Raw genomic sequence first — 25,007 nt, 5'->3', positions numbered from 1 at the left:
AAGCCGTTGGGAGGAGGGAGCGGGCTCCCTCCCAGTCTGCGCACGATCTTGTCGAAAAAGCGAGCGTCAAACCGCCGCGCGCGGATCGAAGCCCTCGAAAGTCATTTGGTCGGCATTTTCGAAGGTGCGCTTGCGGGCATCTTCGTCACGGACTGTCCAGGTTATGACAGGAATGCCCTTGTCGCGCTGGCGCGAGATGAAAGAGTTCGGCAGGTCCGCATAATAATAGGAGATGAAATCGAGACCGAGCTCCATCGCCTTCTCATGCGTGGCATATTCTTCCGCCGTGTTGCCGTTGGCCGTCAGCCCGACCGGGTAGGGGGCGCCGAGCTCCTTCAGGTCCTTCAGCAGCCAATGGTCGAAGCTCATCAGCGCGAGCTTGCCTTCATAGCCCTCGAGGACTTCGAGAACGCTTTCGGCAAAGCCTTCGTCATCGGCCTCACGGCCCTTGAGTTCCAGAACCAGCGGCACCTTACCCTGCACGAGGTTGAGAAGCTGCTTCAGTGTCGGCACCTTGTCCTTCGTGCCACCGATGGCGATCAGCCCGAGCTCCCCGGAGGTCCGCTCACGCACGTCGCCCTTCAGGTTGCAGAGGCGTTCCAGATCTTCGTCATGAAAGATGATTGGCACGCCATCCGACGCGTAATGCAGATCGCATTCGATGGCAAAGCCTGCTTCGACGGCTCGTGAAAAAGCCGAGAGCGTGTTTTCCCAGACGGTATTGTTGAGGTCGTGATAGCCACGGTGCGCAACCGGCAGCTCTTTGATCCAGGCGGCATTCGTCATTATGCGATTTCCATGATAGCATCGATTTCGACTGCGGCCCCAAGGGGCAGGGCTGCCATGCCGACGGCAGCGCGGGCATGTTTGCCGGCTTCGCCAAGTACGTTGGCAATCAGGTTCGAAGCACCGTTGATGACAAGGTGCTGTTCGATGAAATCAGGCGTCGAGGCAACGAAGCCGTTGAGCTTGATGACGCGGCGGATGCGGCCGAGGTCGCCGCCGAGAGCCGCCTTTGCCTGAGCGAGAATATTGATGGCGCAAAGCTCTGCCGCGCGCTGGCCGGTGGCGACATCGACATTCTTGCCGAGATGGCCCGACACGGCCACCTTGCCGCCTTCAAGCGGCAGCTGGCCGGAGATGGTGAGCAGATTGCCGCTGATGACATAGGGGACATAATTGGCGGCGGGTGCGGCAGCTTCGGGCAGGGTTATCCCCATTTCCGAGAGACGCGTTGCGATTTGATCGGACATTTTCGTCTCCGCTTTTGTTGTCAATTCTTCAAAAATTATGCATCAAGACTAGAATCTTTAATGTGACAGTTTCGAGCCTCGACTTGGCCGCCTCGATTTGGCCGAAACGGTTCTTATAACATCGCGGACGAGTCCAACAGGAGTTAATGAATGTTCCGATCGTCACTTGCCGCTCTTCTTCTCGCAAGCGTCTCCGCCAATGTTTCGGCGGCCGCGCCGGCGACGAGCGCTGCGATCGCGACCGGGCTTGTCGCTCACCGCGCCGTCTACGACCTGGAACTGAAGGATGCTTCGGAACGCTCGGGCATCGCTTCCATGTATGGCCGCATGGTCTATGAGTTCGACGGCAATTACTGCGAAGGCTTCACCACCAACTTCCGCTTCGTCACCCAGATCGACACCGGCGACAACGTGCGCGTCAGCGATCAGCAGACCAAAACCTTTGAAAGCCTGAAGGACGGCAAGTTCACTTTCGACACCAAGTCCTTCACCGACGATCAGCTCGACAAGGAAGTCAACGGTGCGGCCGAAGACAAGCCGGAGGGTGTGAAGGTCGATCTCAAGCAGCCGGCAAGCCGTGAACTGCAGCTCGCGGAAAGCCGTTTTCCGACCGAGCACATGCTCGACGTCATCCAGAACGCCAAGGACGGCAAGCGTTTCTTCGAGGCGCGCGTTTTCGACGGCTCTGACGACGGCGACAAATCCCTGGTAACGACGACGATCGTGGGCAAGCAGGAAACTCCGGCTGCGGACGAGGCCGATGCCGACAATGCCGGCGAGTTTGCCAAGTCTTCGTTCTGGCCGGTGACGATCTCCTATTTTAACGAGAATGCCAAATCCGATACGCTGCCGGTCTACCGCATGTCGTTCAAGCTCTATGAGAACGGCATCACCCGGGATCTGACGATGGATTATGGAGACTTCGTCCTGACCGGCAAGCTCGCCAAGCTCGAGCTGCTCGACAAGAAGGCTGCGCCTGCCTGCCAGTAAGACGGCTTTTGCGCCGACGTAAGCGCCTGTCATAAAACAGTATTTCTAGTACAGCTAAACTGTCGTCCCGCAGATGAGTCGCCGCGGGCCGGTCTTTGCGGAAATCTGCCTTTCCGGTCCTGCATGGCGTTTGACCCATTTGCTCCGATTATGGGGTCACAATTCGTAACACCAATTGCGCCGCAAGCCGAGAAAGACGACCCGAATGGCCGATACCGATCTCGCGACTGTCCAGAATGCTCCCCTGCCGGCGATCGCCGCCGACCCCCGGGAAGTCGCCCGGATTACGGACACTATCCGCATTGCGGACCGTGCCGGCATCTCCGTTTACGGCGACCGCGCGCAGCAAGCCGTCAGTGACTATGCCGACAGGATCCTGCGCGAGGTGCGCAATAAGGATCTTGGCGAGGTCGGAAAGCTTTTGACCGACATCATCCTGAAATCGAAGAGCCTTGATCCCGCGTCGATCAAGGACAGGGGTTTCCTGAGCCGCGTGTTCCTCTCCGCCAAGGCGCGTCTCGAGCGCTTCAAGGAGGAGTTCGAGGATGTCGCCGGCCAGATTGACCGTATCGGCCTGGAGCTCGACCGCCACAAGGATACGCTGCGTCGCGACATCGCCCTGCTCGACGACCTGCATGAAGAGACGATGCAGTCGATCGTGAAGCTCGATGCCTATGTCCAGGCGGGCAAGAATTTCGCCGAGCAGTTTCGATTGATCGAGCTACCGAAGCTGAAGAGCGCGGCCGATGCCGCATCCTCCAGCCCCGGCGGCGGCATGCTGGAAGCCCAGACCTATCAGGACAGTGTCCAGGCGCTCGACCGGCTTGAAAAGCGCATCTTCTATCTGCAGCAGGCACGCCAGCTCGGCATTCAGCAGCTTCCGCAGATCCGCATCGTCCAGGCCGGCGACGAGACGCTGATCGAGAACCTGCAGGCGACCTCGGCGCTGACGGTTCCTGCCTGGAAGCAGAAGATGGTGATCCTTCTGGGGCTCACACGGCAGAAATCGGCCCTGGACCTGCAGAAGACGGTGACCGACGCCACCAATGACATGATCCGCCAGGCTTCTGAAATGATGAAGGATCAGGCGATCGCCATCGAGCAGCAGTCGCAGCGCGGCATTGTCGATATGGATACACTTGCCAAGGCCAATCAGGATCTGATCGATACCGTCACTGGCGTACTGCGCGTGCAGGAAGAGGGGCGCAAGAAGCGTGCACAGGCCGAGCAGCAGATGGAACAGCTGACAATCGACCTCAAAAAGGCGATGACCCAGGCGTGAGCGGCAAAATCATTATCCGATCACTCGTGTCCGCGCTCACCCTGTCCGGCCTGGTGGCACTGGCAGGCTGCGATGCTTTCACCAGCGGCCCGAATTTTTCCATCGTTTCCGGCTCGGAAAACACCATCCTGCAGCCGATCGTCGAGGAATTCTGCAAGGAGAAGCACGCGACCTGCTCCTTCAAATATGAGGGGACGCTCGATATCGGCCTTGCGCTGCAAAGCGATCAAGGCGTGGAACAGGATGCCGTGTGGCCGGCCTCCAGCGTCTGGGTCGACATGTTCGATGCCAAACGCAGGGTCAAGGACCTGACATCGGTGGCACAGACACCCGTCATCCTTGGCGTGCGCAAGTCGAAGGCCGAGCAGCTCGGTTGGGTCGGCAAGGATGTCTTCATGAAGGATATCCTGACAGCGGTGAACAGCGGATCGCTGCAATTCCTGATGACATCGGCCACCCAGTCGAATTCCGGCGCCAGCGCCTATCTCGCCATGCTTTCAAGCGCGCTCGGCAACAAGCCTGTCATCGAGCCGGGCGATCTCGACAACAAGACTGTGCAGGACACAGTTCGAAGCCTGCTTGCCGGCGTCGCGCGCTCCTCTGGCTCGTCGGGCTGGCTTGCCGACCTCTATACGGACTCGGCCGGCAAGGGCACAGTCTATGATGCGATGTGGAATTATGAGGCTGTCATAAAGGAAACCAACGACAAGCTGTCAGGCATGGGCAAGGAGCCGCTCTATGCCATTTATCCCGCCGATGGCGTGGCGATGGCGGATTCGCCGATCGGCTTTGTGGATCATGGCCGGGGTCCCGAGGTCCAGGCCTTTTTCAAGGATCTGCTCACCTATCTACGTTCGCCCGATGTGCAGAAGAAGATTGCCGAAACCGGCCGCCGCCTGCCGCTCGGCAGCGTCACCGCCGAAGCTGAGCCGAGCTGGAATTTCGATCCTGCCAAACTGGTGACCGCGATCCGCATGCCGGAATCGGCCGTGATCCGCCAGGCGCTCACGCTCTATCAGGCGGCGCTGCGCAAACCGTCACTAACGGTGCTCTGCCTCGATTTCTCCGGTTCGATGCAGGGAGATGGCGAGAACAGTCTGCAGCAGGCGATGCGCTTCCTCTTCACGCCCGAGGAGGCGAGCAAGGTTCTGGTGCAATGGTCGCCGGCCGATCGCATCTTCATCATTCCGTTCGATGCCAACGTCCGCGATATCTTCTCGGCCTCAGGCGACACGATGGAACAGCAGGGGCTTCTCAACGCCGTTTCCGGACAGCATGCAGGCGGCGGCACCAATATGTATGCCTGCGCCGAACGCGCACTCCAGCAGATGACGAAGACCGGGGACCTCGGCAATTATCTGCCGGCGATCATCATCATGACTGACGGCAGATCGGATGACCAGAGTGCAGCCTTCATGAGCGACTGGAACGCGATGGAACCACGCGTGCCGATCTTCGGGATCACTTTCGGCGATGCGGACAAGACCCAGCTCGACAGTTTGGCGGCAGCGACCGCGGCACGTGTCTTCGATGGCCGGTCGGACCTTGCGACGGCTTTCCGCACCGCCCGCGGCTACAACTAGGACCGGCATGCGCAACTGGCTCGGCAATGACGGCAACTGGATCATGGCGGGATTGGTGACCGCCATTCTCGTCCCCGTCCTAACGTTTGCCGCCGGCATGCCGTTCTGGATTGCCGCCGTCATCGGCCTTCTGGTTTTTGCCGGCCTCGTTTTCCTTCTCGCGCCGCGCAGGCTTTTCGAAGGTCTCGATATCAAGGTGATCGGCCGCGGTCGTCTCGCCTTCGCAAGGGAATTGCTGGAAGCGGCGGTGCCGTCTGCACAACGGCTGGAGGCGGCAGCCGAGGATATCACCGATAAGCAGACCGCAGCGCGCGTGCGTCACCTGGCTGAAATAGCCGCCGATGTCTTCCGCACGGTGGAGGCAAAGCCGGAGAGCGCCAATGCCGTACGCCGTTTCCTCAGCTACTATCTGCCGCGTGCGGCCGAGGTTGCAGAGGGCTTTGCGGCAATCGAGGCGAAACGCGCGCCCGACATCAAGCAGTTGGAGGACGTCCGCGCTGTACTGGTAAAGCTGGAGGATGCCTTCGTTCACTATGCCGACAGCCTTGTCGATGATGCGCTTGGCACGCTCGACACCGACCTGCGCCTTATCCAGGCATCGCTCAAAGAGGATCTCGGACGCTGATGGCTCTCTCCCGCCGCGCCTTTGGAGTTGGACTGCTTGCCACCGGTATCGCCGGCACGGGCGGTTATTTCGCCGTTCGCGACCGGCCAGAGCTGCAGGGCCTGCTGGGGACGCGTACAAAGCTGTTCGGCTTCATCGGTGGCGAGAAGGAGGCTTTCCTTGCCGATCCCGACGTCGTCGACGCCGTCAAGGACTACGGCCTATCGATCGACAGTCGCGTCGCCGGCTCGGTCGAGATGGTTCGCGAGCAAGCCTTGCTGTCGCAGAACCCGCAATTTCTCTGGCCGTCGTCGTCCATCATGGTGGATATCGCCCGCCAGAGCGGCGTGAAGATCCGCGATGACAGGGTCATGCTGAACACGCCTGTCGTCGTCTACACATGGCAGCCTGTCGTGGATGGACTGATCAAATCGGGTCTCGTGACCGTAGTCGACGGTCATCATCAGCTCGACCTTAAGGCCTTGCTTGATGCCATTCTTGCCGGCACCGACTGGTCGAAGCTCGGCGTCGCCACACTCTACGGCCGGGCGCGCATCGTCTCCACCGATCCGAACCGATCGAATTCCGGCTTCATCTTCTCGGGCCTTGCGCTTAGCCTCTTCAGCGGCAATGTCGCAACACCAGATGATCTCACCCGGTTTGGCGGCAAGGTGCAGTCGATCTTCCGCAACATGGGTTTCAAATCGCCGTCTTCAGGTAAGCTGTTCGATCAGTATCTCGCAGGCGGCCTCGGCGGCGAGCCGATGATCATCGGCTACGAGAATCAGCTGGTCGAATGGGCGCTTGCCGATCCCGACAGGTGGAGCCGCATCCAGTCGGGGCAGGGGGCGAAGCCCGTCGTCCTCTATCCGCGCCCGACCGTCTACTCGGCCCACCCGCTGATCGTCGTCGACCAAACGGCCGAACGACTGATCGAGGCACTGACGAGCGCAAGGCTGCAGGAGCTTGCCTGGACCAAACATGGTTTCCGCGGACCGCTCGGCACGGCGACCGGCGATACGCAGGGGACGATTGCCGGCCTTCTGCCATCCGAGATCGATGCGGTGCTGCCGATCCCGGATGCCGGTGTCATGCTGGCGTTGCTCAACATGCTGGCAAACTGAACCGTTCGGGTCTATATATCGAGCGCTGTCCAAGGCAGATTTTTTGGCACAAGCCTTGCTTTTGCGGAAAAACGAATGTAAGGGCACGCGCATTCCACACGTAAGGCATGGGATCGTCCGGGAGAAATCCGGCTTTTCCGCCCGGTGGCATCTTCAAAGAGGATGCTGTTCGCCTTGCGGAGGTTCAACCGGCAAAGGAGTAAAAGGCATGGCATTGCCTGATTTTTCTATGCGCCAGCTTCTCGAAGCAGGCGTCCACTTCGGTCACCAGACGCACCGCTGGAACCCGAAGATGAAGCCCTACATTTTCGGCGATCGTAACAACATCCACATCATCGACCTGGCTCAGACCGTTCCGATGCTGTCGCGCGCCCTGCAGGTCGTGTCCGACACCGTTGCTCGTGGCGGCCGCGTTCTCTTCGTTGGCACCAAGCGTCAGGCTTCCGAGCTGATCGCTGACTCGGCCAAGCGTTCTGCCCAGTACTACGTCAACTCGCGTTGGCTCGGCGGCATGATGACGAACTGGAAGACGATCTCCAACTCGATCCAGCGCCTGCGCAAGCTCGACGAAATCCTGAGCTCCGAGCAGTCCGGCTACTCCAAGAAGGAGCGCCTGAACCTCGAGCGCGAGCGCGAAAAGCTCGACAAGGCCCTCGGTGGTATCAAGGACATGGGCGGCACGCCGGACCTGATGTTCATCATTGACACCAACAAGGAAAAGATCGCGATCGACGAAGCCAAGCGCCTCGGCATCCCGGTCGTCGCCATCATCGACTCGAACTGCGATCCGGACCTGATCGACTATCCGATCCCGGGCAACGACGACGCCTCGCGCGCCATCGCTCTCTACTGCGACCTGATCGCCCGCGCTGCGATCGACGGTATCGCCCGTCAGCAGAGCGGATCGGGCCGCGACCTCGGCGCTTCGACCGAAGTTCCGTTCGAGCCGGCGCTCGATGAGGCGAGCGAAGCCTGATAAAAGCGGGTGGAGCAAAACTCCGCCCAAGCTTGCAAGGATTGGGAAAGGCCGCTCGCGACTCTCAGAAGTTCGGCGGCCTTGCCCGTTTCAGGCCGAAGCTGTGATTGCTTTTGCCTCCATGAATTCTGTATGGCGCGTGTTCATAACGCTGTCATACATACAGGTACATTTCGTGCCTCAATCCGGTGCCGCGCCGCGTTCTGCGGGCCACCGAATAAACCGACAAGAGGAAGCTTATGACCGAGATTACGGCTGCACTGGTGAAGGAACTGCGCGAAAAGTCCGGCGCAGGCATGATGGACTGCAAGAAGGCGCTGACCGAGACCAACGGCGACATCGAAGCCGCGATCGACTGGCTGCGCGCCAAGGGCATCTCCAAGGCCGACAAGAAGTCCGGCCGCGCCGCTGCTGAAGGCCTGGTCGCCATCGCCGGCGCCGGTCACAAGGCTGTCGTCATCGAGCTCAATTCCGAAACCGACTTCGTTGCCCGTAACGATGCCTTCCAGGATCTCGCACGCGGCATCGCTGAAGTTGCGCTTTCCACCGACGGCACCGTCGAAGCCATTTCGGCTGCGACCTATCCGGCATCCGGCAAGCCGGTCGCCGACACCATCAAGGAAGCGATCGCAACCATCGGCGAGAACATGACGCTTCGTCGTGCAGCCAAGCTGGAAGTCGAGCACGGCGTCGTCGCGACTTACATCCACAACGCTGCCGGCGACGGCATCGGCAAGCTCGGCGTTCTCGTCGCGCTGAAGTCGGTCGGCGACAAGGCCGTCCTGTCCTCGATCGGCCGCCAGGTTGCCATGCACATTGCCGCGACCAACCCGCTGGCGATCCGTGCCGAAGAAGTCGATGCCGCAGTCGCCGAACGCGAACGCAACGTCTTCATCGAGCAGTCCCGCGAATCCGGCAAGCCGGAAGCCATCATCGAAAAGATGGTCGAAGGCCGCATGCGAAAGTTCTTCGAAGAAGTAGCCCTTCTCTCGCAGTCTTTCGTCATCAACCCGGAACTGACGGTCGGCGCTGCGGTCAAGGCAGCCGAAAAGGAAGCCGGCGCTGCGATCGAAGTCGTCGGCATGGCCCGTCTGCTCCTCGGCGAAGGCGTCGAGAAGGAAGAGACCGACTTCGCAGCCGAAGTCGCTGCTGTCGCCAAGGGCTGATCTTTCAGCCATATTTGGGAAAACCGAAGGGCATCGCGTGACAACGCGGTGCCCTTCGTGTATCGGGCAATTGCGGCAATATACGAGGAGCCAACATGACGTCGGAACCAATCTACAAACGTGTTCTACTCAAGGCTTCTGGGGAAGCCATGATGGGTTCCCAGGGCTTCGGCATCGACGTTGCGGTGGCAGACCGCATCGCGTCCGACATTGCCGATGCGCGGCAGATGGGTGTCGAAGTCGGCGTCGTCATCGGCGGTGGTAACATCTTCCGTGGCGTCGCGGTTGCGTCCAAGGGTGGCGACCGCGTCACCGGTGACCACATGGGCATGCTCGGCACGGTCATCAACGCGCTTGCGCTGGCGACCTCGCTGCGCAAGCTGAATATCGATACTGTGGTTCTGTCGGCAATCTCCATGCCGGAAATCTGCGAAAGCTTCTCGCAGCGCGCCACGTTGTATCACCTGTCGCTCGGCAGGGTGGTGATTTTCGCCGGCGGCACGGGCAATCCTTTCTTCACCACTGATTCTGCTGCGGCGCTGCGCGCCGCCGAAATGGGCGCCGAGGCAATCTTCAAGGGCACGCAGGTCGACGGCATATACACCGCCGATCCGAAGAAGGATCCGGAAGCGACGCGTTTCGATCATCTGACGCACAAGGAGGTTCTCGACCGGGGCCTTGCGGTCATGGATGTGGCCGCTGTTGCACTCGCGCGCGAGAATTCCATTCCGATCGTTGTTTTCTCGATTCACGAGAAGGGACGTTTCGCTGAAATCTTGACGGGTGGTGGTCTCAAGACCATCGTGTCCGACAACTGATAGGGAGCTGCGCCGTTAGAGGCGCAAATCTTCTGAGACAGGAGAATAGGTATGAGTGAAGGTATCGACATCAAGGAACTGAAGCGCCGCATGGATGGCGCTGTTTCCGCGTTCAAGAGCGACATTGCATCGCTGCGCACTGGCCGCGCTTCGGCCAACATTCTCGATCCGGTGACGGTGGAAGCCTATGGTTCGCGCATGCCGCTGAACCAGGTCGCCAACATCACGGTGCCGGAGCCACGCATGCTGACAGTGTCCGTCTGGGACAAGAGCATGGTGGGCGCAGTAGACCGTTCGATTCGCGAATCGAATCTCGGCCTGAACCCGATCGTCGACGGCCAGAACCTTCGCATCCCGCTGCCGGAGCTCAACGAAGAGCGCCGCAAGTCACTCGTCAAGGTCGCCCATGACTATGCCGAAAAGAGCAAGGTTGCGATTCGCCATGTTCGACGCGACGGCATGGACGGCCTTAAGAAAGCCGAAAAGGATGGCGTAATCGGCCAGGACGAAAGCCGGGCACAGTCGGAACGTGTTCAGAAAATGACGGACGATACGATTTTGGAAATCGACCGCTTGCTTGGCGAGAAAGAAAAGGAAATCATGCAAGTCTAGTATACTTGCGTCCCCGCCAAGAAAGACCGGACAGAAAATGTCGGAAACCTCATTTTTGACTGCGCCAGAACATGTTGCCATCATCATGGATGGCAACGGTCGTTGGGCAAAGCAGCGCGGCCTGCCGCGGACGATGGGACACCGCAGAGCGGTCGAGACCGTTCGCCAGACCGTGCGCACTGCCGGCGATCTTGGCATCAAATATCTGACGCTCTTTGCCTTTTCCTCTGAGAACTGGCGTCGCCCGGAAGCCGAGGTCACTGATCTTCTCGGCCTCCTGAAGGCTTTCATCCGCAGCGATCTCGCAGAGCTTCACCGGCAGAATGTGCGCATCAGGGTGATCGGCGACCGCGTCAACCTGCGCAGCGACATTCTCAAGCTCCTGCTGGAAGCCGAGGAAACGACCAAGGCCAATACGGCGCTGACACTCGTCATCGCCTTCAACTACGGATCTCGCGACGAGATCGCCCGCGCCATGATGAGCCTCGCCAAGGATGTGGAGGAGGGGCGCCTCAGGTCGCAGGACATCACGCCCGCGCTGATCGATGCCCGGCTGGATACGGCCGGCATTCCCGACCCCGATCTCATCATCCGCACCAGTGGCGAAGAGCGGCTCTCCAATTTCCTGCTATGGCAGGCTGCCTACTCGGAATTCGTCTTCCTGCCGGAATATTGGCCCGACTTCAGCCGCGAACTCTTCCTATCGGCGCTTGAGAAGTTTGCCTCGCGCGATCGCCGCTTCGGTGGTCTTTCCGCTCAGGCCGCAGCAGTGAACACCTGACGATGAAGCAGGAACTGAAGCTCCGTATCGTTTCAGGCCTGATTCTCGCGATCATCATTCTTGCCGCCACCTGGTATGGCGGCTTTATCTTCCGCATTGTGGCGGCGGCGATCGCGCTCCTGATCTATTATGAATGGTCGACGATTACAGGCATCGCCCGCGACCGGGTCACGAACGTGCTCGGCTGGGTGGGCGAGGTGGTGGTTGCCCTGCTCGTTTTGGCAGGCGCATTCGAATATGCCTTGGGAATGTTGATCGCCTTGACCGCTCTCGGCATCGCCATGATCTTTCTGCATCGCGCCAGCCGCTGGTTCGCTCCGGGGCTGTTATATGCAGGGGGTACTGGACTGGCGCTTGCCGCGATCCGCGGCGATGAAACGCTTGGCCTCTATGCGATGCTCTTCATCTTCGCGGTGGTCTGGGCAACCGATATTCTCGCCTATTTCGTCGGACGCGCGATTGGCGGTCCAAAGCTTGCTCCGCGCATCTCGCCTGGGAAGACCTGGTCCGGGGCCGTAGGTGGTGCCATTTCGGCTGTCATTGCCGGAGCCGTCATTGTCCATTTTCTTGTTCCGGAAGCCGTGGATCGCGCCGCAGTGATCGCGCTCATCCTGTCCGTCTTCAGCCAGTCAGGCGATCTTTTCGAAAGTTTCATCAAGCGAAAATTCGGCGTGAAGGACTCCAGCCGTCTCATTCCGGGACATGGCGGGGTCATGGACCGTGTCGATGGACTGATTTTCGCCTGTTTTTCAGCGTTCTTGCTTGCTGGCCTTTTTTCGCTGATAAAGGGCACCGGGACGACCTCGCTCGGTGCGGCGTTGTTCGGCCTTTGATCGTTGCGGCCAGATAGAAGAAGGAACTCATGGAAGCGGTGACCGGAATATTCGGTTTTTTGACGGGCTATATCGTCCCCTTCGTCATCGTGCTGTCGCTGCTCGTTTTCGTGCATGAAATGGGCCACTATCTCGTCGGGCGCTGGAGCGGTATCCGTATCCTCGCCTTTTCCGTGGGCTTTGGCCCAGAGATTGTTGGCTTTACCGATCGTCACGGAACGCGCTGGAAGATCTCGGCGATCCCGCTCGGCGGCTATGTTCGCTTTTTCGGGGACGAGGATGCGTCCAGCAAGCCGGATACCGACAAGCTGGCAGTGATGACGGACGAGGAGCGCGAGCGTTCCTTCGCCGGGGCAAAGCTGTGGAAGCGTGCCGCAACCGTCGCAGCCGGCCCGATCGCCAATTTCATCCTGGCTATTGCCATCTTCACGATTCTTTTCGCGGTCTATGGCCGCACTGTGTCCGATCCGGTCGTCGCCGAAGTGAAGCCGGACAGCGCTGCTGCGGCGGCCGGCGTATTGCCGGGCGACCTGCTCGTCTCCATCGACGGGACCAAGGTCCAGACTTTTGACGACGTGCGCCGCTATGTTAGCATTCGTCCGAACCAGAATATTGTCGTCACGGTCGAGCGTAACGGCGAGAAGATGGATCTGCCGATGGTGCCGCAGCGCACTGACATCACCGACCAGTTCGGCAACAAGATCGAGGTCGGTCTGATCGGGATCGTCACCAACGAAGAGGTTGGCCACTTCCGACTGCAGACCTTTACGCCGCTGCAAGCGCTGCATGAAGGCGTCATCCAGACCTGGCATATCGTGACCGGCACCTTCAAATATATCGGCAACCTGCTCACCGGAGCAATGAAAGCCGATCAATTGGGTGGGCCGATCCGCGTGGCGCAAGCTTCGGGCCAGATGGCTACGCTTGGAATAGGCGCGCTGCTGCAGCTCGCTGCGGTTTTGTCAGTTTCGATTGGATTGCTGAATTTGATGCCGGTTCCGGTACTTGATGGCGGCCACCTGATGTTCTATGCGGTGGAAGCGGTCAGGGGAAGGCCGCTCGGTTCTTCGGCTCAGGAAATTGCGTTTCGCATTGGCCTGGCCATGGTGCTTACATTAATGGTTTTTGCGACCTGGAATGACATTAGCGCACTCATTGGGTAGTGCGTATGAGTGAAGGAAAATTACTGTTTATTTACGATGTTTCAAAGCTGTAGTGGCGAATGGGTCACGGTTCGAAATGAAGTAAACAGAAATTAACGAGCTCCCTTGCTTGTATGTCAAAAGCGGGTAAAACGACACACGTGGCCGGAATCGGGTCTCTCCCGGGGCCGGAGACGAGGGAAAAAGGTAATGGGTGAAATGAAGGCTGGTTCAAGGTTTTTGAACGCAGTATCGGCGATTGCGCTGTCTGCTAGTGTTGTTGCTTCTGGCGCAGGTGCTTTGACTTTCGTTTCGGCTACGGCTGCGCAAGCTGCCGTCATTCAGCGGATTGACGTGCGCGGTGCGAGCCGTGTCGGTGCCGAAGCCGTTCGGTCGAACCTCACCATTACCCCCGGCAAGAGCTTCTCCAACACGGATATCGACGACTCCGTAAAGCAGCTTTACGGCACCGGCTATTTCTCTGACGTCAAGATTTCGGTTTCCGGCAGCACGCTCGTCGTCAACGTTCAGGAAGCCCAGCTCGTCAACCAGGTCGTCTTTAACGGCAACCGCAAGGTCAAGGACGACAAGCTCGCCGCCGTCGTCAAGACGCATGCCGCTGGCCCGTACAGCGATGCGCAGATCCAGTCCGACATCGCCGCGATCAAGGAAGCCTATGCGGCGACCGGCCGCAGTGAAGTCGAAGTGACGACGCAGGTCGTGCCGCTCGGCGAAGGCCGCGTCAACCTCGCTTTCGTCATCAACGAAGGCGACCGCACCAAGATCGCCGCCATCAATTTCGTCGGCAACCAGGCCTATAGCGCCGGCCGTCTTGCCGCTGTCATTCAGACCAAGCGTTCGAACTTCCTCTCGTTCCTGACCCGCAAGGACGTCTACAACGAAGACAAGCTGCACGCTGATGAAGACGCGCTGCGCCAGTTCTATTACAACCGCGGTTATGCCGACATGCGCATCGTTTCTTCTGATGCCGCGTTCGACGAATCCACGAACAAGTACACACTGACCTTCAACATCGAAGAGGGCCCGCGTTATGACTTCGGTCCGGTCAGCGTCCAGTCGACCGTTGAGGGTGTCGATGCCCAGCAGCTTCAGTCGCTCGTCGATACGCGGGAAGGCCAGGTCTACAGCGCCAAGGAAGTCCAGAAATCCATCGAGGCGATTTCGGATCAGGTTGCTTCGGCCGGTTATCCCTTCGCGCGCGTCACGCCGCGCGGCAACCGCGACCTGAACAACAACACGATCGGCGTCGAATACCTGGTCGACCAGGGCGAGCGCGCCTATGTCGAGCGTATCGAAATCCGCGGCAACAGCCGCACGCGCGATTACGTTATCCGTCGCGAGTTCGATCTCAGCGAAGGCGATGCCTTCAATCAGCAGATGATTACCCGCGCAAAGCGCCGTCTTGAGGCGCTCGGCTACTTCTCCTCGGTCAACATCTCGACCCAGCCGGGCAGCTCGCCCGACCGTGTTGTCATTGTTGTCGATGTGCAGGATCAGTCGACCGGTTCGTTCGGTATCGGCGCCGGTTATGCGGCTGGCGGCGACGGCCTGCTGCTCGAAGCTTCGATCGAAGAAAAGAACTTCCTCGGCCGCGGTCAGTACATCCGCGTTTCGGCCGGTGGCGGTGAGGAAGGCTCGCGCTCCTACGGTATTAACTTCACCGAGCCCTACTTCCTCGGTTATCGCCTTGCTGCCGGTTTCGATGTCAATCACAGCGAGACGTCGAGCAACGACAACTACGATTACGAAGAAACCAGTGGTGTCCTGCGCGTAACGGCGCCGATCACCGAAGATCTGGCAACGACGTTCCGCTATAACTACAAGCAGATGAAGTACGATTCCAGCGGAAGCAGTCTGGACGATTTGTCCGCTACCTATCAAAACCTGGTCAACGAAAGCCCGTGGACGCGGTCTTCCATATCGCAGACGCTGACCTACAATACGCTGGACGATACCGTCCTGCCGCGTGAAGGTATCTATGCCACTGCGACGCAGGAAATTGCAGGCCTGGGCGGCGACTCCCAGTACTACAAGATCTACGGTAAGGCCCGTTACTACCACCTGCTCGCTGACGATGCCGACATCATCGGCTCCGTCTCGGCGTCAGCTGGTTATGTCGTTGGCTTCGGTGATCACCTGAACGTCTTCGACCAGTTCACGCTGACTAATTCCGATATCCGCGGCTTCGAGAACAAGGGCATCGGCCCGCGCATCACCAGCCCGGACGATCCGCTCGGTGGTACGACCTACTTCACCGCTTCTGCCGAAGCGACGTTCCCGATGCCGGGCTTCCCGCGTGACTTCAACCTGCGCGGCGCAGTCTTCGCGGACGCCGGTACGCTGTTCGGCAATGATGTCGAGCTTCTCGGCGCGGATACCGAAGAAGGTGATGGTTCGTCCCTGCGCGCTTCGGTCGGTGTCGGTGTGATCTGGCAGTCGCCCTTTGGTGCGTTGCGTGTCGACTATGCGATCCCGGTCTTGAAGGAAGACTTCGACAAGACTCAGCGCTTCAAGTTTGGCATTAACAACCAATTCTGATATCGGCAGTCCGGAACTGTAAATTTCAATTCCGTTCTGGAGTTTTGCCGATGGAGCAAAATACTTTTTTTCTGCCCCATGAAGGCGTGAAGCTCGTTGAGTTGGCGCAATTTCTTGGGGCGGAACTTGCCAATTCCGCTCATGGCGATGTCATCGTCCGTTCGGTCTCGCCGATCGCGAGAGCGCAAGCGGGCGATATCTGTTATATCCTCTCGCGCCGTAATCTTGACGAGTTCTCGACCTGTTCGGCATCGGCGGTGATTTGCGACAAGGCGATGGCCGGGCTCGTGCCGTCGAATATCCCGGTCGTGATCTCATCCAATCCACATGCAGCCTTTGCTATGGCCGGTGGATATCTTTATCCCTCAGCGCTGAAGCCGGTGACGTTTTCCTCCGGCGAGACGGAGATTGCGCCAAGCGCGATCATCGATCCGACCGCACGCCTCGAGAAGGGCGTGATCGTCGAACCGATGGCGATCATCGGCCCCGGAGCGGAAATCGGCGAAGGAACGCGCATCGGCGCGCAATCGATCATCGGTCCGAACGTCAAGATTGGCCGAAACGGTTCGATTGCGACGGGCGTGAGCATTCTCTGTGCGCTGATCGGCAATGGTGTCATCATCCATAACGGCGTGCGCATCGGTCAGGACGGCTTTGGTTACGCACCTGGGCCGCGGGGCATGATCAAGATCGTGCAGATTGGCCGGGTGATCATCCAGGACAATGTCGAGATCGGCGCCAATACCACGATCGACCGGGGCGCCATGGACGATACCGTCATCGGCGAGGGAACTAAAGTCGATAACCAGGTCCAGATCGGCCACAACGTTCGCATCGGCCGTCATTGCGCCATCGTTTCGCAGGTCGGCCTTGCCGGCAGCACGATTGTCGGCGATGGCGTGCAGATCGGTGGACAGGTCGGCCTGAAGGGGCATATCACCATTGGAGACGGCGTACAGATCGCTGCAAAGAGCGGTGTGATGACCGACCTTGCTGCGGGCGGCCGCTATGGCGGAATACCGGCGCGTCCTCTAAATGATTATCTGAAAGACGTTGCCCAGATCATGGCAAAATCTGGAGTGCGCGGAAAAAAGGGAGCCAAGAATGACTGAGGAAACAGCCAGCACGCTTTCTTCGGCAGACATCATGGAAATCATGAAGCTGTTGCCGCACCGCTATCCGTTCTTGATGGTCGACAAGATCATCAATATCGACGGCGACAATGCAGCCGTAGGCATCAAGAATGTCACGGTCAATGAGCCTCATTTCACCGGTCACTTCCCTGAAGCACCGATCATGCCAGGCGTACTGCTTGTCGAAGGCATGGCGCAGACGGCAGGCGCGATCTGCGCCAAGAAAGAAGGCCAGACCGGCAACCTCGTCTACTTCATGACGATCGACAATGCCCGCTTCCGCAAGCCGGTCGTGCCGGGCGACCGCGTTGAATATCACGTGCAAAAAATCAAGCAGCGCGGCAATATCTGGAAATTCCATTGCGACGCAAAGGTCGAGGGCGCGCTCGTCGCCGAGGCCGATATCGGCGCGATGATCGTACGTAAGGACAATGCATGAGCATGATTGCCGAAAGCGCCAGAATTCATCCCATGGCCGTTGTCGAGGACGGTGCCACGGTCGGTGAAGGCGTGGTGGTCGGCCCTTTTTGCCATGTTGGCCCCAAGGTCACGCTTCAAGACAATGTTGAACTGATCAGCCATGTGGTTGTTCTCGGTCTGACGACCGTTGGTGCCGGTACGCGTATATTTCCTTCGGCCGTCATCGGCGGAGACTCCCAGAGTGCCCGTCACAGTCACGTTGATACGACCTTGATCATCGGCCGCAACTGCACCATTCGCGAAGGCGTCACGATGAACACCGGCACCGTCGAGCATGGCGGTTCGACTGTCATCGGCGACAACAGCCTTTTTCTCGCCTATTCGCATGTCGCGCATGATTGCCGGGTCGGCAACCATGTCATCATGTCCAACAATGTCATGCTGGCTGGCCACGTTGCGATCGGCGATCACGCAATCATCAGCGGTGGCGCGGCTGTGCACCAGTTCACCCGTGTCGGCAAATACGCCTTTGTCGGCGGTCTGTCCGCCGTGAGTTACGATGTCATTCCCTACGGTATGCTGAATGGCAATCCTGGCATCCTGAGCGGCCTCAACGTCGTCGGCATGACACGCGCCGGCGTTGATCGCGCTGTCATTCATACCGTTCGCCGTGCCTACAAGGCGATCTTCGAGGGTCCCGGCTCTATCCGCGAGAATGCCGCCCAAATTCGTGACGAATATGCCAATTGCGAGCAGGTGGTCGAGATCCTCGATTTCATCGCGGCCGAGAGTGATCGCGCGCTGTCTTCGCCGAGCCGGGGACAGAAGGGCTGATCGGTGGCTTCTGCTGGTGACACCGCCGAAGGCCGGCTGGCGATTATTGCCGGCGGCGGCCTTCTGCCGTCCTATGTCGCCGAGGCTGCACGTTCTGCCGGCGAAAACCCTGTCATCGTTGTCCTGAAGGATGAGGGCGACCGTCGCTGGGACGGTTTCGACCATGCCACGATCGGTATCGGTGATTTCGCTGCCCTGGACAGGCTCTTCAAGAAGTATCGCATTGACCGCGTCGTCATGTCGGGCAGCGTGCGCCGTCGGCCGGAATGGCGTGAGGTGCGGCCGACACTGCGGATATTGCGCAAGGTTCCCTCGGCCATCCGCACGCTCTTGTCCGGCGGAGACGACACGGTTCTGCAGATGGTCATCAAGCTGATCGAAGGCGAGGGACTGCGCGTGGTCGGCGCGCACGAGATCGCGCCGGATCTTCTTGCAACTGTCGGCCCTCTCGGCGCTATTGTGCCTGGGGATGACGATCGGCGCGATATCGCTCGTGCTGGCGAGGCGGCGGAGGCACTTGGCCGTTTGGACATCGGCCAGGGCGCTGTGTCGATCGGCGGTCGTGTTGTCGCGATGGAGGGGCTGGAGGGCACAGACGGCATGCTGGAGCGCGTGGCAGCGCTCAGGACCGCGGGACGTATTTCGCCGCGTCGCCGCGGTGTGCTCGTCAAGCTCTGCAAGCCGCAGCAGGATATCCGCGCCGATCTGCCTGCGATTGGCGTTTCCACTATTCTCAACGCCAAGGCCGCGGGTCTTGCGGGAGTCGCGATCGAGGCTGGACGATCTCTGGTGCTGGGTCGTGACGCACTTATCAAGGCAGCAGACGAGAACGGTCTTTTTGTCTGCGGTATCGACAAGGGGTTGCCGGGATGGGGGCTTCAATGAGCGAAAGACCGCTGAAGATTGCCGTCATAGCCGGCGAAGTCTCCGGCGATCTCTTGGGCGCAGATCTCATCGCCGGGCTCAGGAAGATCTATTCCGGACCTATCGAGCTTGTCGGCGTCGGCGGTGAGGGGCTGCAGGGCCAGGGACTGAAATCGCTGTTCGATTTCTCCGAGCTTTCCATCATGGGCATCACGCAGGTGCTGGCAAAGCTGCCGAAGCTCTGGTCCCTCATCCGGCAGACGACGGCGTCGATCATTGCCGCGAAACCCGATATTCTGCTCATCATCGATAGCCCGGATTTCACCCATCGCGTCGCAAAACGCGTGCGCACGGCGCTACCGGATCTGCCTGTCGTCAACTATGTCTGCCCGAGTGTCTGGGCTTGGAAGGAATACCGCGCGCAGCGCATGCTCGCCTACGTCGATCATGTGCTGGCCGTTCTGCCTTTTGAGCCCGAAGCGATGCAGCGCCTCAATGGCCCGACCACCACTTACGTCGGGCATCGTCTGGTCGCGGATCCCGCGCTTCTGGAAACCCGCCGCCTGCGCGACGGTCGGAGGCCGGGCAATGGCACGATCCTGCTTCTTCCCGGCTCGCGTTCGTCAGAGATCAGGAAGCTTCTGCCTTATTTCGAGGCTGCCGCTCATGAGCTCGTTGCCCGCAATGGCGCGATGCGCTTCATTCTGCCAACGGTAGCGCACAAGGAGGCACTCGTACGCGAACTGACGGCGGGATGGTCGGCCAAGCTTGACATCGTCGTCGGTGCCGAGGCGAAGTGGAAAGCCTTCGCTGAAGCCGATGCGGCCATGGCGGCATCCGGAACCGTGATCCTTGAACTGGCGCTTGCCGATGTTCCCGTCGTTTCCGCCTACAAGGTCGACTGGATCATGCGCATGCTGACATCGGGCATCAAGACCTGGACCGGCGCATTGCCCAATCTGATCGCCGACTACGCCGTCGTGCCGGAATATCTGAACGACATTGTTCGTGGTGCCAGCCTCGCACGCTGGATGGAAAGGCTGTCGGCCGACACCTACCAGCTCAAGGCGATGAAGGAGGGTTACGAGCTCATCTGGCAGCGCATGCGGACGAAGAGTCCACCCGGAGAGCACGCGGCGCAGATATTGCTCGATGTTCTCGCCAACAAAAAACCCGGTCATTCCTGACCGGGTTCTTTTTTGTCTAAAGGTCAGCGCTTAGCGCTTGGAAACCGGCACGTAATCGCGCTTCGGCTCGCCGATATAGAGCTGGCGCGGACGACCAATGCGCTGTTCCGGATCTTCGATCATTTCGTTCCACTGTGCGATCCAGCCGACGGTGCGAGCGAGAGCGAAGAGCACGGTGAACATCGTCGTGGGGAAGCCCAGAGCCTTCAGCGTGATACCCGAATAGAAGTCGATATTCGGATAGAGCTTCTTCTCGATGAAATAGGAGTCGGTCAGAGCGATACGCTCGAGTTCCATAGCAACTTCGAGAAGCGGATCGTCCTTGATGCCGAGTTCGCCGAGGACTTCATGCGTGGTCTTCTGCATGATCTTGGCGCGCGGATCGTAGTTCTTGTAGACGCGGTGACCAAAGCCCATCAGGCGGAACGGATCGTTCTTGTCCTTGGCGCGAGCGACATATTCCGGAATGCGGTCAACCGTGCCAATTTCCGTCAGCATGTTGAGAGCTGCTTCGTTAGCACCGCCGTGAGCTGGGCCCCAGAGGCAGGCGATGCCGGCAGCGATACAGGCGAACGGGTTGGCGCCCGAAGAGCCGGCGAGACGGACCGTCGAGGTCGACGCGTTCTGCTCGTGATCGGCATGCAGGATGAAGATACGGTCCATGGCGCGTGCAAGCACCGGATTGACGACATATTCTTCGCACGGAACGGCAAAGCACATGCGCAGGAAGTTGGACGCGTAGTCCAGGTCGTTCTTCGGGTAAACGAAGGGCTGGCCGATATGGTACTTGTAGGCCATGGCGGCAAGCGTCGGCATCTTCGCGATCATGCGCAGGCTGGCGACCATGCGCTGGTGCGGATCGGTGATGTCGGTAGAGTCATGATAGAAGGCCGAAAGCGCGCCGACGCAGCCGCACATGACGGCCATCGGGTGGGCGTCGCGGCGGAAGCCGGTGAAGAAGCGGCTCATCTGCTCGTGCACCATGGTGTGGTGCGTGACGCGATAGTCGAAGTCCTTCTTCTGAGCTGCGGTCGGCAGTTCGCCGTAAAGCAGCAGGTAGCAGGCTTCAAGGAAGTCGCCGTGTTCGGCCAGTTGCTCGATCGGATAGCCGCGATGCAGCAGCACACCCTCGTCACCGTCGATATAGGTGATCTTCGATTCACAGGATGCGGTCGACGTAAACCCGGGATCGTAGGTGAAGGAAGCCGTGTTCTTGTAGAGTGCACCGATATCGATGACATCAGGTCCAACCGTGCCTTTTCGCACGGGCAGGTCGACTGATTTTTCACCGATTTTGATTGTAGCGCTTTGATCCGTCATGCTGATCCTCCGGAGTGGCGGTGGCGCCGCAAAAGCGCCATAAGAGTTAAGCGTCCTCAGCGATAGCTATATGATCGGGAAGCTAATGCCAAGTTACCGTGATGCCATTTTGTGCATCGCGGCATCATCTTTTAGGCAGTGCAGCGATGAGCTGAATGCATAGCAGAACACCATGATTTGACTGGTTTTTTCGCTCCTGTGAATTTTCCTCGTATTTCAATCGATTATTGTTTGCGCGTTTTGATCTGAGGTTGCATTCTGACGGTATCCGGGGGCGGGTCCAGGCGATTATGACGGGGTTGGAGACAAGAGAACGGTACGAGCAATCCATTGATGAAAATATGGATTTTGCTGGTGTTGTGCCGCGCGCCGTTGTGCCTCTATCGGCTCGGACGCAGGTTGCGATCCCGTTTCGATGGCGATTGGCGACCGTTGCAAAACGATACGCCGGGTCGTCCGTGCGCATGGCGACCGAAGAAGCCGGTCACGGTCGCCTCGTTCTCTTCTCGCCGGTCTTCCTTGGTGCGGGTGCTGCGACCTGGTTTCTGGCAGCCTCGAACGTTCCGGCGGTCTCGCTCGGCCTTTGCCTGCTCGTTCTCCCCATTGCCGTTGCGCTCTGCAGCCACGCCCGGACCAGACTGCGGGCAATACTGCTTGCCCTGCTTCTCTTTGCCGGCGGGATGCTCTCGGCACAGATCGAAACATGGCGGGCAAGGACGCTGATCCTCGATTCAGCCGTGACGACAACGCTGACTGGCCGGATCGAACGGCGAGAGGGCGATGGTGAAGGGCGCTGGCGTTATATCCTTGACGTCACCGGCACGGATGCCCCCGAAATCAAGCGTCCTCCCGAGCGCATCTCTGTGCTCGTACGCGGCGCCGCCCGGCCCTTTGAACTCGGCGATATCATAGAGGGCAGGGCGCGTCTGACGCCTCCGGCAGGACCCGCGCTTCCTCACCTCAACGATTTTGCCTTCAGCGCCTATTTTGACGGCATTGGTGCGAACGGCTTCTTCTATGGAGCACCGAAGAAGGTTACGGAACAGGCGGGCTCTGTCGGCGAGACCGTCCTGGAGTGGTTCTACCGCCTGCGAAGCGGCATCGGCGATCGGATTCGCTCCACTCTGCCGGGCGACACCGGGGCCTTTGCCGCTTCACTTGTCACCGATGAGAGACGAGCGATCTCGGATGAAACGACGGAGGCACTGCGGCAGTCCGGCCTTGCCCACATCGTGGCGATCTCTGGCCTCAATATGGCACTCTCCGCCGGTATCTTCTTTGTCGGGCTGCGCGTCATTCTCAGCCTGTTCCCGGGTATTGCGCAGGCGTGGCCGACTAAGAAGATCGCGGCAGCCGGCGCACTCGCTGCGGTAACGGCCTACTATCTGATCTCGGGTTTTGCCGTTTCAGCCGAACGCGCCTTCATCATGATGGCGATCATGCTGGTTGCCGTCTTCTTCGACCGGCCGTCTATCAGCCTCAGAAACGTGGCGCTGTCGGCTCTCGTGATCCTCGCGGTCTCACCATCGGAAGTGCTCGGACCGAGCTTCCAGATGTCTTTCGCCGCAACACTTGCCCTGGTCGCCGGATACGACCTCTGGAAAGGGCGGCCGATGAGGGAGAATGCCTTTGCCAAACTTCCGATCATGAAACCTTTCTTCATGGTCGGCAGCTTCTTCGGCGGTATTTTCCTGACGTCTCTCATCGGTGGTTTCTCGACGGCGCTGTTTTCGATCGAACATTTCCACCGGCTGACTGCTTATGGCCTGCCGGCAAATCTCGCGGCCATGCCGGTCATTTCCTTCATCGTCATGCCGGCCGGCATGCTGGCGATGCTGCTGATGCCTTTTGGTCTGGATGGCTGGCTATGGCCGGTGGCAGGCTTCGGGCTCGACCTGGTGATCGCCATTGCAAAGGCGGTGGCGGGGTGGGGCGGCAATATAGATGTTGCCCGCTTACCCGGCTGGTACTTTCCGGCAGCCGTCTTCGGCTTCCTGTTGCTGACCTTGCTCAGAACCCGGTTGCGGCATATCGGAACCGCGATAATCACTGTTTCAACGTTCGCTGTTGTGTTGCTTCCATCAGAAGCGGTGCCCGACGTCGCCATCTCGGAAGACGGCAGCCTGGTCGCTGTAATCGATGGAGAGGCAATGGCTTCAAACCGTGAAAAGCCGCCAGCCTTCATTTTCGAACAATGGCAGAGGGCACTTGCCATCGAAGAGCATCAGAAGCCGGTTATGCTTCAAGCAACCAAGACACCCACCATGTCAGATGGCAAAAGATTGCAGCTGTCACCCGATCAACAGAATGAAGCCAGAGAGGCAATGAGGCAGGCACTCGCCATCAGCCCAACGTCACGATTCTCTTGCCAAAAGCGCACCTGGTGTACCGCCTTGCTAGGCAATGGAAAGAAACTGACTGTCATCGAAAATGCTGCCTATCTCGGGCCGGCCTGCGATACGGCCGATATTGTCGTAACCCCTGTCCGATTGCGCTTGGACCGTTGTCGTTCCGGCGCGCTGCTCTTTACCGGCGAGACGCTACGCAAGACAGGTTCTGTCGAGCTTCGCTTCACAGATAGTGGAATCGATGTCGCAACCGCATTCGGCCCATTGCAACGCCCCTGGATGCGCCACCGCGCCTATGACTGGCGCAGCGATACATTCACAGACGCAAGCCAGTCACCGGTCAGTGATAGCGGCGAATGAGGCCGACAAGCTTTCCCTGAACCTTCACTCGATCCGGTGGGAAAATTCGGGTCTCATAGGCAGGGTTTGCAGCCTCGAGCGCAATCGATGCGCCCTTGCGGCGGAAGCGCTTGAGTGTTGCTTCCTCGTCGTCGACGAGGGCAACGACGATATCACCCGGGTTGGCGGTGCTGCCATTTCGGATGATGACGGTGTCGCCATCGAAGATGCCGGCTTCGATCATCGAGTCGCCGCGAACTTCGAGCGCATAATGTTCGCCGGAGCCGAGCATATCGGCAGGAACGGTGATGTCATGCGTATTGTTCTGGATTGCCGAGATTGGCACACCGGCAGCGATGCGGCCCATGACCGGGACGGAGACCGAGTTGCCGTTATCGGCAGCAGGCGCTGGTTTTGCCGGAGCCGGCGCTGCAACGGGCTGCGGCTTGCCGAGGCTGCCTTCGATGACGCTCGGTGAAAAGCCGCGACGTGGCTGCAGGCTGGGGCTGTAGGCCTCCGGCAGTTTGATGACTTCGAGCGCGCGTGCCCGGTTCGGAAGCCGGCGAATGAAGCCGCGCTCCTCAAGCGCCGTGATCAGCCGGTGAATACCGGATTTCGAGGCCAGATCCAGCGCATCCTTCATCTCGTCGAAAGACGGAGGAACGCCCGACTCCTTCATCCTTTCGTGAATGAAAAGAAGGAGTTCCTGTTGTTTGCGCGTAAGCATGGCGTGCACCCCAGTCTTGAAACAAATCCAGAACGGACACTATATGTTCCATATGTGTTCCGCAAGTAGCTAAATTTTCGTAAAACTTCTGTCCATTCTGGTGAGAATTTTA

Annotated in this window: 23 protein-coding genes; 19 read left to right on the top strand and 4 right to left on the bottom strand. The window is 59.3% G+C overall.

The window, feature by feature from the left end; genetic code table 11:
- Positions 1 to 66 precede the first annotated feature (66 nt).
- The gene (locus FHX06_RS09885; RefSeq protein WP_183879065.1) at positions 67 to 786 is read right to left on the bottom strand and encodes a glycerophosphodiester phosphodiesterase; all 720 of its coding nucleotides are present in this window, start codon (positions 784 to 786) and stop codon (positions 67 to 69) included.
- Positions 786 to 1,253: a RidA family protein gene (locus FHX06_RS09880; RefSeq protein WP_029868877.1), complete on the bottom strand. Its 468-nt coding sequence runs from the start codon at positions 1,251 to 1,253 to the stop codon at positions 786 to 788. Before FHX06_RS09880 ends, FHX06_RS09885 begins: the two co-directional genes overlap by 1 nt.
- 150 nt (positions 1,254 to 1,403) lie before the next feature.
- On the opposite strand from FHX06_RS09880, the gene FHX06_RS09875 reads away from it, so the two are divergent.
- From FHX06_RS09875 to lpxB, 18 genes are all read left to right on the top strand, one after another.
- Complete coding sequence (locus tag FHX06_RS09875; RefSeq protein WP_029868876.1) at positions 1,404 to 2,243, top strand: cell envelope integrity EipB family protein; 840 nt, start codon at positions 1,404 to 1,406, stop codon at positions 2,241 to 2,243.
- Between the two features lie 205 nt (positions 2,244 to 2,448).
- Positions 2,449 to 3,525 carry a toxic anion resistance protein gene (locus tag FHX06_RS09870; RefSeq protein WP_183879063.1) on the top strand — a complete coding sequence of 359 codons (1,077 nt, stop codon included), beginning with the start codon at positions 2,449 to 2,451 and terminating at the stop codon, positions 3,523 to 3,525.
- A 14-nt stretch (positions 3,526 to 3,539) separates the two neighbouring features.
- Positions 3,540 to 5,108, top strand: a complete 1,569-nt coding sequence (locus tag FHX06_RS09865; RefSeq protein WP_409564367.1) for a VWA domain-containing protein — start codon at positions 3,540 to 3,542, stop codon at positions 5,106 to 5,108.
- A gap of 7 nt (positions 5,109 to 5,115) precedes the next feature.
- Positions 5,116 to 5,733 (top strand): 5-bromo-4-chloroindolyl phosphate hydrolysis family protein, encoded by a 618-nt coding sequence (locus FHX06_RS09860; RefSeq protein WP_113212644.1) that lies wholly within the window; start codon positions 5,116 to 5,118, stop codon positions 5,731 to 5,733.
- A complete protein-coding gene (locus FHX06_RS09855) occupies positions 5,733 to 6,836 on the top strand; it encodes a substrate-binding domain-containing protein (RefSeq protein ID WP_113212643.1) in 1,104 nt (367 codons plus the stop codon). Before FHX06_RS09860 ends, FHX06_RS09855 begins: the two co-directional genes overlap by 1 nt.
- Positions 6,837 to 7,044: 208 nt before the next feature.
- Complete coding sequence (gene rpsB / locus FHX06_RS09850; RefSeq protein ID WP_029869058.1) at positions 7,045 to 7,812, top strand: 30S ribosomal protein S2; 768 nt, start codon at positions 7,045 to 7,047, stop codon at positions 7,810 to 7,812.
- Positions 7,813 to 8,051: 239 nt separating this feature from the next.
- Positions 8,052 to 8,978, top strand: coding sequence for a translation elongation factor Ts (gene tsf / locus FHX06_RS09845; protein ID WP_029869057.1), 927 nt, complete (start codon positions 8,052 to 8,054; stop codon positions 8,976 to 8,978).
- Between the two features lie 95 nt (positions 8,979 to 9,073).
- On the top strand, positions 9,074 to 9,796 hold the full coding sequence (gene pyrH, locus FHX06_RS09840) for a UMP kinase (RefSeq protein WP_029869056.1): 723 nt from the start codon (positions 9,074 to 9,076) through the stop codon (positions 9,794 to 9,796).
- 51 nt (positions 9,797 to 9,847) lie between these two features.
- On the top strand, positions 9,848 to 10,408 hold the full coding sequence (gene frr / locus FHX06_RS09835; RefSeq protein WP_029869055.1) for a ribosome recycling factor: 561 nt from the start codon (positions 9,848 to 9,850) through the stop codon (positions 10,406 to 10,408).
- A gap of 37 nt (positions 10,409 to 10,445) precedes the next feature.
- Positions 10,446 to 11,189 carry an isoprenyl transferase gene (locus FHX06_RS09830; RefSeq protein ID WP_029869054.1) on the top strand — a complete coding sequence of 248 codons (744 nt, stop codon included), beginning with the start codon at positions 10,446 to 10,448 and terminating at the stop codon, positions 11,187 to 11,189.
- Positions 11,190 to 11,191: 2 nt separating this feature from the next.
- Positions 11,192 to 12,022 carry a phosphatidate cytidylyltransferase gene (locus FHX06_RS09825; protein ID WP_113212642.1) on the top strand — a complete coding sequence of 277 codons (831 nt, stop codon included), beginning with the start codon at positions 11,192 to 11,194 and terminating at the stop codon, positions 12,020 to 12,022.
- Positions 12,023 to 12,051: 29 nt separating this feature from the next.
- The gene (gene rseP, locus FHX06_RS09820; RefSeq protein WP_113212641.1) at positions 12,052 to 13,185 is read left to right on the top strand and encodes an RIP metalloprotease RseP; all 1,134 of its coding nucleotides are present in this window, start codon (positions 12,052 to 12,054) and stop codon (positions 13,183 to 13,185) included.
- Positions 13,186 to 13,383: 198 nt separating this feature from the next.
- A complete protein-coding gene (gene bamA / locus FHX06_RS09815; RefSeq protein ID WP_112547851.1) occupies positions 13,384 to 15,723 on the top strand; it encodes an outer membrane protein assembly factor BamA in 2,340 nt (779 codons plus the stop codon).
- Positions 15,724 to 15,773: 50 nt separating this feature from the next.
- Positions 15,774 to 16,835 carry a UDP-3-O-(3-hydroxymyristoyl)glucosamine N-acyltransferase gene (lpxD, locus tag FHX06_RS09810; RefSeq protein ID WP_113212640.1) on the top strand — a complete coding sequence of 354 codons (1,062 nt, stop codon included), beginning with the start codon at positions 15,774 to 15,776 and terminating at the stop codon, positions 16,833 to 16,835.
- A complete protein-coding gene (gene fabZ / locus FHX06_RS09805; RefSeq protein ID WP_112547831.1) occupies positions 16,828 to 17,295 on the top strand; it encodes a 3-hydroxyacyl-ACP dehydratase FabZ in 468 nt (155 codons plus the stop codon). Before lpxD ends, fabZ begins: the two co-directional genes overlap by 8 nt.
- On the top strand, positions 17,292 to 18,110 hold the full coding sequence (gene lpxA / locus FHX06_RS09800; protein ID WP_112547830.1) for an acyl-ACP--UDP-N-acetylglucosamine O-acyltransferase: 819 nt from the start codon (positions 17,292 to 17,294) through the stop codon (positions 18,108 to 18,110). The genes fabZ and lpxA overlap by 4 nt, the downstream gene beginning before the upstream one ends.
- A 3-nt stretch (positions 18,111 to 18,113) precedes the next feature.
- Positions 18,114 to 18,995: an LpxI family protein gene (locus FHX06_RS09795; RefSeq protein ID WP_112547829.1), complete on the top strand. Its 882-nt coding sequence runs from the start codon at positions 18,114 to 18,116 to the stop codon at positions 18,993 to 18,995.
- Positions 18,992 to 20,161, top strand: coding sequence for a lipid-A-disaccharide synthase (gene lpxB / locus FHX06_RS09790; RefSeq protein ID WP_112547828.1), 1,170 nt, complete (start codon positions 18,992 to 18,994; stop codon positions 20,159 to 20,161). Before FHX06_RS09795 ends, lpxB begins: the two co-directional genes overlap by 4 nt.
- A 30-nt stretch (positions 20,162 to 20,191) precedes the next feature.
- Here the strand turns inward: lpxB and gltA are convergent, their stop codons facing one another.
- Entirely contained in the window at positions 20,192 to 21,481 is a 1,290-nt protein-coding gene (gene gltA / locus FHX06_RS09785; protein WP_112547827.1) for a citrate synthase, read from the bottom strand.
- A 290-nt stretch (positions 21,482 to 21,771) separates the two neighbouring features.
- Here gltA and FHX06_RS09780 point away from each other — a divergent pair, with 290 nt between their 5' ends.
- On the top strand, positions 21,772 to 24,189 hold the full coding sequence (locus tag FHX06_RS09780; RefSeq protein WP_409564356.1) for a ComEC/Rec2 family competence protein: 2,418 nt from the start codon (positions 21,772 to 21,774) through the stop codon (positions 24,187 to 24,189).
- Here the strand turns inward: FHX06_RS09780 and lexA are convergent.
- Positions 24,170 to 24,895, bottom strand: coding sequence for a transcriptional repressor LexA (lexA, locus tag FHX06_RS09775; RefSeq protein ID WP_112547826.1), 726 nt, complete (start codon positions 24,893 to 24,895; stop codon positions 24,170 to 24,172). The genes FHX06_RS09780 and lexA overlap by 20 nt on opposite strands.
- Between the last annotated feature and the right edge of the window lie 112 nt (positions 24,896 to 25,007).

Origin of the sequence: Rhizobium sp. BK512 (assembly GCF_014194915.1) — a bacterium.
Lineage (GTDB): Bacteria > Pseudomonadota > Alphaproteobacteria > Rhizobiales > Rhizobiaceae > Rhizobium.
The sequence above is the reverse complement of the archived record's forward strand: the minus strand, read 5'-3'. Positions and strand labels throughout refer to the sequence as shown.

Bases quoted from the DNA above. Each gene is read 5' to 3' on its own strand.
- FHX06_RS09880 (WP_029868877.1), bottom strand. From the start codon at position 1,253: ATGTCCGATCAAATCGCAACGCGTCTCTCGGAAATGGGGATAACCCTG.
- lpxD (WP_113212640.1), top strand. From the start codon at position 15,774: ATGGAGCAAAATACTTTTTTTCTGCCCCATGAAGGCGTGAAGCTCGTT.
- FHX06_RS09855 (WP_113212643.1), top strand. From the start codon at position 5,733: ATGGCTCTCTCCCGCCGCGCCTTTGGAGTTGGACTGCTTGCCACCGGT.
- lexA (WP_112547826.1), bottom strand. From the start codon at position 24,895: ATGCTTACGCGCAAACAACAGGAACTCCTTCTTTTCATTCACGAAAGG.
- gltA (WP_112547827.1), bottom strand. From the start codon at position 21,481: ATGACGGATCAAAGCGCTACAATCAAAATCGGTGAAAAATCAGTCGAC.
- FHX06_RS09885 (WP_183879065.1), bottom strand. From the start codon at position 786: ATGACGAATGCCGCCTGGATCAAAGAGCTGCCGGTTGCGCACCGTGGC.
- FHX06_RS09875 (WP_029868876.1), top strand. From the start codon at position 1,404: ATGTTCCGATCGTCACTTGCCGCTCTTCTTCTCGCAAGCGTCTCCGCC.
- frr (WP_029869055.1), top strand. From the start codon at position 9,848: ATGAGTGAAGGTATCGACATCAAGGAACTGAAGCGCCGCATGGATGGC.
- FHX06_RS09825 (WP_113212642.1), top strand. From the start codon at position 11,192: ATGAAGCAGGAACTGAAGCTCCGTATCGTTTCAGGCCTGATTCTCGCG.
- fabZ (WP_112547831.1), top strand. From the start codon at position 16,828: ATGACTGAGGAAACAGCCAGCACGCTTTCTTCGGCAGACATCATGGAA.
- FHX06_RS09860 (WP_113212644.1), top strand. From the start codon at position 5,116: ATGCGCAACTGGCTCGGCAATGACGGCAACTGGATCATGGCGGGATTG.
- rpsB (WP_029869058.1), top strand. From the start codon at position 7,045: ATGGCATTGCCTGATTTTTCTATGCGCCAGCTTCTCGAAGCAGGCGTC.
- rseP (WP_113212641.1), top strand. From the start codon at position 12,052: ATGGAAGCGGTGACCGGAATATTCGGTTTTTTGACGGGCTATATCGTC.
- bamA (WP_112547851.1), top strand. From the start codon at position 13,384: ATGAAGGCTGGTTCAAGGTTTTTGAACGCAGTATCGGCGATTGCGCTG.
- FHX06_RS09830 (WP_029869054.1), top strand. From the start codon at position 10,446: ATGTCGGAAACCTCATTTTTGACTGCGCCAGAACATGTTGCCATCATC.
- FHX06_RS09780 (WP_409564356.1), top strand. From the start codon at position 21,772: ATGACGGGGTTGGAGACAAGAGAACGGTACGAGCAATCCATTGATGAA.
- pyrH (WP_029869056.1), top strand. From the start codon at position 9,074: ATGACGTCGGAACCAATCTACAAACGTGTTCTACTCAAGGCTTCTGGG.
- lpxA (WP_112547830.1), top strand. From the start codon at position 17,292: ATGAGCATGATTGCCGAAAGCGCCAGAATTCATCCCATGGCCGTTGTC.
- lpxB (WP_112547828.1), top strand. From the start codon at position 18,992: ATGAGCGAAAGACCGCTGAAGATTGCCGTCATAGCCGGCGAAGTCTCC.
- tsf (WP_029869057.1), top strand. From the start codon at position 8,052: ATGACCGAGATTACGGCTGCACTGGTGAAGGAACTGCGCGAAAAGTCC.
- FHX06_RS09870 (WP_183879063.1), top strand. From the start codon at position 2,449: ATGGCCGATACCGATCTCGCGACTGTCCAGAATGCTCCCCTGCCGGCG.